This window comes from Ectobacillus sp. (assembly GCF_056992975.1).
This window is the reverse complement of sequence record NZ_JBXKMX010000088.1, coordinates 1-9872: the sequence shown is the minus strand read 5'-3', so window position 1 is coordinate 9872 and position 9872 is coordinate 1. Positions and strand designations below refer to the sequence as shown.

The 9872-nt window shown below is 36.0% G+C and carries 10 protein-coding genes; 1 reads left to right on the top strand and 9 read right to left on the bottom strand.

Annotated features, from left to right (window positions below; all coding sequences use genetic code 11):
• Positions 1–554 (top strand): glycosyltransferase (locus AC11ZT_RS04440; protein ID WP_484058446.1); only part of this gene is annotated, 554 nt, incomplete at its 5' end.
• A gap of 88 nt (positions 555–642) precedes the next feature.
• Here the strand turns inward: AC11ZT_RS04440 and AC11ZT_RS04435 are convergent.
• The 9 genes from AC11ZT_RS04435 to AC11ZT_RS04395 all read right to left on the bottom strand — a co-directional run.
• A complete protein-coding gene (locus AC11ZT_RS04435) occupies positions 643–1035 on the bottom strand; it encodes a DUF2304 domain-containing protein (RefSeq protein ID WP_484058445.1) in 393 nt (130 codons plus the stop codon).
• Positions 1032–1748, bottom strand: a complete 717-nt coding sequence (locus AC11ZT_RS04430) for a glycosyltransferase family 2 protein (RefSeq protein WP_379970339.1) — start codon at positions 1746–1748, stop codon at positions 1032–1034. Before AC11ZT_RS04430 ends, AC11ZT_RS04435 begins: the two co-directional genes overlap by 4 nt.
• A gap of 26 nt (positions 1749–1774) precedes the next feature.
• Positions 1775–3691 carry a DUF2142 domain-containing protein gene (locus tag AC11ZT_RS04425; RefSeq protein WP_484058444.1) on the bottom strand — a complete coding sequence of 639 codons (1917 nt, stop codon included), beginning with the start codon at positions 3689–3691 and terminating at the stop codon, positions 1775–1777.
• 81 nt (positions 3692–3772) lie between these two features.
• Positions 3773–5473 (bottom strand): hypothetical protein, encoded by a 1701-nt coding sequence (locus AC11ZT_RS04420; protein ID WP_484058443.1) that lies wholly within the window; start codon positions 5471–5473, stop codon positions 3773–3775.
• 14 nt (positions 5474–5487) lie between these two features.
• Positions 5488–6270 carry a substrate-binding periplasmic protein gene (locus AC11ZT_RS04415; protein ID WP_484058442.1) on the bottom strand — a complete coding sequence of 261 codons (783 nt, stop codon included), beginning with the start codon at positions 6268–6270 and terminating at the stop codon, positions 5488–5490.
• 192 nt (positions 6271–6462) lie between these two features.
• Positions 6463–6801, bottom strand: a complete 339-nt coding sequence (locus tag AC11ZT_RS04410) for an EamA family transporter (RefSeq protein ID WP_484058441.1) — start codon at positions 6799–6801, stop codon at positions 6463–6465.
• Positions 6794–7135, bottom strand: a complete 342-nt coding sequence (locus AC11ZT_RS04405) for a hypothetical protein (RefSeq protein ID WP_484058440.1) — start codon at positions 7133–7135, stop codon at positions 6794–6796. Before AC11ZT_RS04405 ends, AC11ZT_RS04410 begins: the two co-directional genes overlap by 8 nt.
• 509 nt (positions 7136–7644) lie before the next feature.
• On the bottom strand, positions 7645–8667 hold the full coding sequence (locus AC11ZT_RS04400) for a glycosyltransferase family 2 protein (RefSeq protein ID WP_484058439.1): 1023 nt from the start codon (positions 8665–8667) through the stop codon (positions 7645–7647).
• 290 nt (positions 8668–8957) lie between these two features.
• A partial coding sequence (locus AC11ZT_RS04395; RefSeq protein ID WP_484058438.1) for a YfhO family protein occupies positions 8958–9872 on the bottom strand: 915 nt, incomplete at its 5' end.

Here is a 9872-nt window from a genome sequence, read left to right as displayed (position 1 = left end):
ATCAGGTGAAACAAATCGGTGTGATTGGAAGACTAAGTAAGGAAAAAGGACACTTTTTTTTATTGCAAGCATTAAAGCATCTAAAGCGAAATCATCCATCCTTAACATGGCATTGCAATATTATTGGAGAAGGTCCTCTTATGCAAAAATTAGTAGAAACCGCAGACGCATTTGGATTATCAGATGAAATTTCGTTTAAAGGATTCTGTGAAAATGTGATTGAAGAATATACGAATAACGATATCATTGTTGTTCCTTCTGAAAACGAATCCCTTTCCTATGTAGCAATTGAGTCTTTGGCTACCCAAACTCCTGTGATTGCTACAAACATCGGGGGGCTCCCGGAGGTAGTGATCAATAAGGAAACAGGTCTTCTCGTCCCATATGGAGATGAAGTGAAATTAGCAGCTGCGATTCAAACGATTTTTGAAAATCAAGAATTGTATTCACATATTGCGAAACAAGGAAGAAACTATTATTTACAACATTTTACCATCCAAACAATGATTGATAAAACCTTTCACGTATACAAGCAGACCAATAGCCTTCTATAAACCAGGAGGCTATCGTTATGTAAAAATCAAAAGAAGCATGGGCTCTATAGCTCATGCTTCTTTTGATTCATCTTATACCCTATAGAGGTTACACATGCTGCGATACGTTTTCTTCTTTTGATTTCTCTGTTACATACTTTTTCAATTTTTCATTTTCAAACTGGTACAATGCTACTTGTTGTGTAAGATTCTTTATACGAACAGATAATTTCGATAACGTAACAGATACATAAAATAGCAAGCAGGAAGTGAAGATGAATCCAAAGAAAAACAGGGAATTCATCGGGGTCTCCACACCTAATAACAACGAAATGCTGTCTATAACAGCAGGAAAAATGGTTAATATGAGTATCCCAATTAATACAGCAAACCAGATGAGTACATATCGCAATTCCATTTTTTCCTTACGCACCAAATTAAGGAACTGAAAAAATGTAAAAATCACTCCAATAATAATTAGCGCCTGTAAACGGAAGGTCATCTTACCCCACCCTTTCTAATCGGCTTTAGTTTATCAATCATAATCGCTAGAGAAACTTTCACCATATAATAGAGTGCCTTCATATTGACGATGGAGGACGTTCCTCCCATTCGTTCTCTCATGATGACAGGTGTCTCCTCTACCAGGTATCCATTTCGAATGATAGAAACTACGCTCTCTGGTTCCGGATAATCGGTTGGATAATATTCGCAAAATTCATCAATAATATTTTTACTTACCATTCGAAATCCCGATGTTGGATCGGTAATACGTTTTCGAATGACAAATTGAATCAGAAATTCAAAAAATTGAATGCCTATTCGTCTTGAAAAGGAGGACTGAAATCCTTCCTTTGTAATAAAACGAGAACCGATTACCATATCAGCTTGCTTCTCATTCATTGTTGCTAACAACATGGCTGCATACGAAGCATCATGCTGTCCATCTCCGTCAAATTGCAGTGCTACATCATACTCATACTTTTGCGCATATTTATAACCCGTTTGCATTGCCCCGCCAATACCTAAATTAATAGGCAAATTTACATAATTAAAATGATGCGTCTTACATATTTCTTCCGTATTGTCTGTCGAACAATCATTAATAATCACGTAATCAAAATCGGGTGCGTTTTGTTTAATATCTTGAACGACGTGAATAATGTTCATAGATTCGTTAAATGCGGGAACAATAATTAGTTTTTTTTGGTACAACCAGGATCCCTCTCTTTATGACTAAATTAATACAGCTTTGCATACCAAAACAAGAACGAATACGCTAAAAACAAAGCGGCTGCCCGTGAGGTAAAGATAGCCATGTTCGGTTTATCTATTTTAATTGTAAAATGAGACCGAATAAGCATAAGTATCACAGGTATGATAGGGATAAAATATCTTCCCTGCACGCCGTACACATACATATTTCCAATGCTTGTCCACGTTAAATAAAGGCTAAGCATAATGAGTATCGTCACGCTCGCGGTAACAAAGCGAAATCCCCACGTTTGCATGCTCGATAAGACAAATGAACGATCCTGCTGATCAAGAATAGCAATAAGAACCAATACAATTGGATAAATCGCAATAATTCCTCGAAGCGGAGTAGATAAAAATCCGATTGTGTTGTACATTTGGAGCCATTCGCTCATACCATGGTCAAACGATCGGGTAAATACTTGCAGTGCTCCGATTGGATTTTGCATAATAAACGCTAGCTGTTTACTAGCAGATACATGTCCGCCGGCAACGGCATCCCCTACATAATGCATGACAAATACGTTCCAACCTGCTACAAGTAACGTTGCACTGCCTATTACAATGCTATTATAGCGAATATACGATTTTTTTGATCCGAACTTTTCGGGAGATACGAGTAACATAAGTAATAGTAATGGCCAATACGTAAATTTACAAAGTGCCATTAAACATCCCGAAATGGCGAGTAGGATCCATTCCTTTTTCGTTACTTCTTCCTTTTGGAACCATACCTTCATGAGCATAGCGAAGAAGAGAAAGCTGAATGCCATCAGCATGGCATCTCCAGACAAACTGCTAGCATGGAACATAATAATCGGTCCGAGCATGAAAAACATGAATGTACGTTTCAGTACCGGAATTTGCGATAAAGCATATGCGGATATGGCAAGAAATACGAATAAATTCGCTAATCGTCCGAAAATATTCGCCGTCCAAATATCAGCATGAAAAATCATCGCTATTTTCAGACCAATTGCTTGCGGTATATATGGGATAAACGTATATACTGCGGTAGTTGGCTGAAATGTAAATACTTGCTTAGAAGGATCGTCTGGCGTTACACTACTTCCTTGGATATACTTCGCAATGTCGGGATTAAATTTTTCATCCCTTTCAATGGGAGCAACCACCGTATCTAATATCTTTTGTGATACATAATAGCCTACATATCCGTTGATTTTAGGCGTGATCAGATGTCCCTGCGCCACATCTTCACTTTTTAAATAATGTACATATTCATCTGACGCCTGATGAATAGGCGTAAAGACAGCAAAGAAAAATCCGAATACCAATGCAATGATAACATATTCCTTCACTATATTTGTACCCGCAAATATAAGGAAAGCAGTTAGACTTGCCGCTAGAACGAAAAGGACGGCTAATTTCCCATACGGAACGGAAGCAAGACTATACGTAACGACCATCGCTTTCGCCTGATAAGCTTTATCATTTATACTGACAGATGCATTTTCAAATGGTTCTGCTGTTTTTAACGAAATTTCTTTTGCTCCATCATATTTAATATTTGAAAGTTGTACCTCTAGCTTTTTTTCATTCCCCTTTACTTTTGATAAAGGGAGATACACTTGTCCAAGTACATTTAGTTGTAAATTGGAGATGTGAAATTCATCATAACCACTATCTGATACGATTTTTACATCCGCTGTAAAGCCGGTTTCACTTGCTTCTGGATTAAATCCAATTGTAATTCCTTCGATATTAGAATGCCTAGGATTTAAAGTTTGTGAAACGGTATCCCCTGCATGTAATAGGACATAATCCCGCAAATTCTTTGTATTTCCAGCTTGTTCATGTACGAGATCACCGCGTGAGGAAGCATATAACAAAATAATTGCTAGGATAGAAATAAAAACAATAGACCAACGTAAAGACCGAGTCATTCGAATTGTAAACTCCTTTCTGCATAAGCCAATAAAGCCAAGGATTTAAAAAACACTACTATGCTCTTATCTCTGATTCAATTATGAAAGCTCAACCTTTTTCCTTTTATGATAGAAGAATAAGAGGCCAAGCATAATAAATAGAAAAACACCTGATATGAGTTTACTCCATTTTTGTATACTGGTTTCTTTATATTGAAATGTTACCGTTCCTGTTCCTTTTGGTAATTCTAATGTGGCTAAATTCGTCGAACCTGCAACTACTGGAATCTGATATGTCTTTCCGTTTTCTTCTATTTGTGCTACATATCCTTTGTAATAGATAACTGGCATGGCGATTTCACCACGAGCACTGTTTGCATACGTAAAAGAAATATGATTTCCATCTTTTTTAAAGTTATCATATTTGATACTTTCATTCACATGCAGCGGCCCACTATCTGGCTGAATATCATCAATGTTCACACCAGTCGGCAAATATTCTCTTCCTGCTCCTAAAAACTTAGAGTCTTTCAAGAAAGCCTCAGCACTCGGTTTTCTATTTTCGAAACTTGCTTGATAAATCAGATTCATATTTAACAGCAAGACCGTGCCAATAAATAGCGCGGAAATAAATGCTCTCTTATTGTATCGCACAATCATCTCATGTACGTACATACTCGAACCGATTGCAAGAAAAAAAGTAACAAATACTAAATATCGCCATGGAAATTGAACTGCATTGAGCGGTGTTTCATCGAATAAATTCCAAGGAAAAATTTTACTCGAAACAAAAAGGAGTACGACACCAATGATTGTAAAATAATCTCCCTGCAACCATTTTTTTTCGAATAAGAGCATGCGCAGGAACGGAATCAGGAGTAGCAATAGACCTATATTAACTTTCGCATTTACTTCTCCGCTTCGTGCATCATCATTGTTAATCGCATGGATAAAACTATTTCCAATATCTAGACCTGTATTGGAAACTTTAAAAACAGGTGCATACTGCGCTACTAGTGGTTGCGCTTGCATCTGTTCAACTAAAGGCAACGTAATATAAAGTGTCAATCCTCCGACTAAAACAGTAGACAGCACGAGCCAAAATAGTATTTTTAAATTATTTTTCCAAGCTGGAAAACTAACAAGCAATAATGCAAATAAAACAGTCGCCATCATCATGGTCGTGACAACATGAGCCATAACAAGTGCGCACATCCCAACTACAAACCAATACCACACATTCTTCTGCTTATATACCATAAGATAGAACGATGCCAGTACGACGGGTACAAATGCAAATGCGATTGTTTCACCAAGTGCACCACGATTATACGTATCGATAAAATGATAAGAGGAAAGGGTATAAATAACACTAGCAAAAAAACTGATGTCACGCTTTTGCGTCATAGCCATCACGGACAAATACGTCAATACCAATGTCATAAACGTAAGAACAAGGATTAAAAATCGATAGGCAAGCAATAAATTATCCTTTACAAACACTTGAAACAAAGAAGCAATATACAAAAAGGTATTTGAATAAAACGTATCGACCGCATACCCAAATCCATTCATAAAATGCATGTTAATATAAGGATACCAAACCCCACTCTTTATATTATCTGTTAAGCCTTGAATTCTGGCGAGATGAAATCGGAGATCCTCCCCATATATCATGCCACTACCAAATAAGATACTATTACTAAATATCGTTAATGCTCCAAATATACATAATAAAGTAACCGGCCATAACCAAGAACGTCCTTTTATAAATTTCATAAATTCCATCAAGTTTTTCACGTTCCTTTTCCTACCTAATCATTTTTTCCTTGAAACCATTTATCCTCAAGCTTCTTCATCGTTCCATCATTCTTCATTTCTTCTAACTTCTTATTGAAAGTTTGAACGAGAGAATCATTTCCTTTTCGATACATGAGCCCAATGCTTTGCTGCTGTGGAAATGTATAACCGACTTCTATATCGTCAATTTTATTCTCAGCTAGCACACTATCGATGACTTCTTTATCGAAAAGCATATATTTTGTTTTTCCCTTTTCTACATCCATAATTCCATTTACGAACGTATCCCCTTGCATGACAAACATATTATATTTATTTGCAATAGAAGCATACACAGATGTGATTGGTAAGGAAATGCCCAATCCTTTTAAATTACTTAAGTTAATTTTTTCATCCTGACCTTTTTTTTGGATAATTACCGTTGTCGTCTGCTTATACGGAATCGAAAAATCAAACTTATTTCGTTTGTCGTTCATTATGACAATATGACCTGTGGTGACATCAAATCTCTTCGAATTTAAACCCGCAATTAAGGAGTCTGAATTGGCATAATAATATATGGTACGTAACCCCAATCGTTTTGCCGCTTCCTCCATAATATCAATGTCATAGCCTGATAAATGTCCATTTTTATCAACAAACGAATAGAGAGGAATTGTCGGATCTACGCCAATTCTTACTTCCTTCGACTCATTCATCTGTTCAATCGTTGTTTTCCCGTTTTGCAGCTTATCCTGACCACAGCCGGCACTTAATAGGACTAGAAATAACGTTAATATGGCGAACGCTTTTTTCATATTACTTTTCTCCAATCTCGTTATAAAACAGACTTCTTTTTGGATATCGCTCACATATGAATAGAAAGGTCTCTGTTGCCATGTAACCGATATAAAATAGTGAAAATAATGCTTACCTCACTATCCCTGCTTCATTATAACATTTTGACTCTATAAGATATTAATGCTAGACGAAAATGATAGCTTCTGGAGTTACTTGATAAAAAATATAATAATGCCACATATTATGATTGCATTTCCGATTACTTTTCGTGGTGTGATCGGTTCTCCTAAAAATAACCTACTGAAGAGAAGCATAATGATATAGCTGCATGATTCTAAGACAGATGCAACCGCAAGTGATATTCCTTTTAAAGCAATTAAATTAAGGCATGCGTTAATAACAAATAGCGTATATCCAATAATGACATAACGATTGGCATACTCCCTTAGTTTTGAATCATATTTTTGTAACGTAGCCTTTTTTAACAGAATTTGCGAATAATTTGCAAGTAAAACACCAAATAAGAATAGTAAGATATAATTATTCATCCTTTGTCACCACAACTATGCCAAAAATAATAATGGCAGCCCCAAGTATTTGATTCCTTACAATAGGTTCGTGAAAGAAAAGAGAGGACCATACAATGGTCCAAATAATAATGACCCCGCGATGGGAATAGGCTTTCGAAATCTCAAACGGAGCAATGACCTGTTGCCATATAACCGCGTACAAGAACAAGAAAAATAACAGAACAAAATAAGCTAAGAAAAAATAAATGGATCCAAGGGATACCATTGAACTCCATTTCATATATAGCATAATCAAAGAGTACAGAAAAAAGGTTAGATGCAGATACACATAATGTTTAAATTCTACTTTCATGCTATGTTCACTCACTCTACTAGTTACTAAATGCATTAGGGATACTTATCCCATCTCAAATTTCTACTTACTACTACCCCTTACTTACCTTTCGCAGTGGGCTATTCATTCGGAGAATTCTACACTTACATAATTGGATAACGTGGAACACTTTAAAAAGAGGCCCTCTATAGGTATATAAATTATCAATTTCCTATAGAGATTAATCTTGCATGGAGAATAAAAAATTCGAAATAAAGAAAGCTAACTACAAATGACTAATTCGTTCTTTTTTTAAATGACCAATATTTGATTGGCTGACCTTTTCTCAAAAACCTAAACTTTAACAAAGTATTCTTTTCTTCATTCATTATTTATAGATGAAGGGTTACTTATGTAATAACGCGAAATTTGGTATAAAAAAATTAGATTGATCCCCATTGCAATGTTTGGTAACGAAAAGCATCAAAAGAAATGAGAATAAGAATAAATAAACAATTTGTTGGATTGTTTATTTATTCTGCATGTTATCATTTAACAGTCTCTTTGTAGTGATAAACCTCACTATAAGAACCCTTCTTGCCTTCAGTCATTTGGAAATTTAAGGAATATAAATCTGTTTCAATTGTAAAACGCGGACGACGTTTCGTCTCTTTAAATATTTTCCCAATATATTCTCCTATGACTCCCATTGCAAGTAGTTGAACCCCTCCGATAAACCATATGGAAAGAATAATAGAAGACCATCCACTAACAACATCTCCAACCAACCTTTGAACCAAAGCATAAATTCCCATAAGAATACTGATTAATGTTACGATGAAGCCCATTATTGCTACAAAACGGATTGGTACAATGGAAAAGGATGTAATTCCATCAAGAGCAAAGTTAATCATCTTTTTTAATGGATACTTAGATTCTCCTGCAAATCGTTCCGCCCTATTATAAAATACTTTCGTAGACTTAAACCCTAGCAACGGGATGATTCCTCGAATGAACATATTTTCTTCGCGAAATTGTAAAAATTCTCCTAGTGCTCGTTTACTTAATAGGCGAAAGTCTGCATGATTTGGAACTAATTTCACTCCCATTTTTCCCATAAATCCATAAAAAGCTAGTGCTGTACGACGCTTAAACTGCGTATCCGTATCACGCTTATCGCGCACCCCGTATACCACCTCATAGCCTTCATTAAACTTAATAATAAATTCGCGAATCGCTTGAATGTCATCCTGAAGATCGGCATCAATCGAAACAACACAATCAGCATACTGATAAGCAGTTTCAAGACCAGCTAGTAGTGCTCCTTGGTGTCCAAAATTACGACTTAACTTTAATCCGGTAATCGATGCATTTTCTTTTGTATATGTTTCAATAATTTTCCAGGTTGAATCCTTACTTCCATCATCTACATATAAAATGTTGCTTTTCTCACTAACTAGTCCGTCTTTCTTCATTTCATCTACTAATTGCGTTAATCTCTTGGTGGTTTCGCTTAGTACTTCTTCCTCGTTATAGCATGGAACAACGACAGTTAAAATGGAATTATTCATAACTTTCGCTCCTAATGTTCGCTTACAATACTATCCAAATCATTATATCAACCATAGTATTATAACAGCAAATTGAGATGTATGTAACCATTGCTTCTAGTAATTTTATCCGTAATATTTCCAATTCCACGTAAAATTTACACTATTTATTGCTTTTCCTACGACTTGATTGTGTATAGCTACGATTAGATATCGCTTCTATCGTATTTCTAGTGAGAAAAAATCCTCTCTAGACTAGGCATCAACAATAATTACGATAGCCTGCAACTAGAGAGGAAGAATAGCGTACTTCACTCTATAGCGGTTTTTCTTCTCCACCATACTGCTCCAACAGTAAGAAGTAAACTACATAAAGAAATGACAACTCCAATCTTAAAACCAGGTGATGTATACTTTAGTTGGATATTGTGTTGTCCTTGCGAGAGCTCAATACCTAGAAATGCATCATTCAATTTCACAGGCTTCTGATTTTTACCATCAACGGTTACAGACCAGCCTTTATCGTAAGGAATGGATGTGAACATCATACCTGGTTGATTCACTTGAATCGTACCTACAACAGACCGACTATCATAGCTCGTAACTTGGAAGGATTGATTCTTAAGTTGTTGCAAGCGCGCTTGAAACGAATTTACATCAAGTCCATACACAAGGTTTTGTGTTATATCCATTGTACCTCGTTCAATTTGAATTTCTACCTCAACCTTTTCATCCTTGAACAATCCTAAATCTAAAATGCCATTGTTCCAATAATATTGCGGATATTGCGTGAATTTTTCACCTAATGACTTACCATTCACATATACTTTTGTGAAGTCAAATGGATCGGTTCTCAGCTGCATATAGAGCTGTTGCTGTCCTTTCACATCGTATACATATTTGATACTCGCTGGCTTATATTGCTGTTGCTTTGCCAAATATAGACTCTTTTGATCCGTTACTGGTGCTGGTACTGGCACCGTCGTATCATCTTTCTTTACACCAGTAGGAGAATATAGCGTACTTGACTTCGGAAGAATATCTAAATTCGTGTATTGCTCAGATGCAGCTGCAAGTGGCTTATAATACGCTTCTTGCTCTGTACCCATTAACGGACCGATTAATTTATTTTGATTTTCAAAGGAATTGGCATAATTCACTTTCTGAATCTTTAGCTTATCCTTCCCTGTCGTATCAAAATTCGTGCCGTTCATCATGTATCCAAG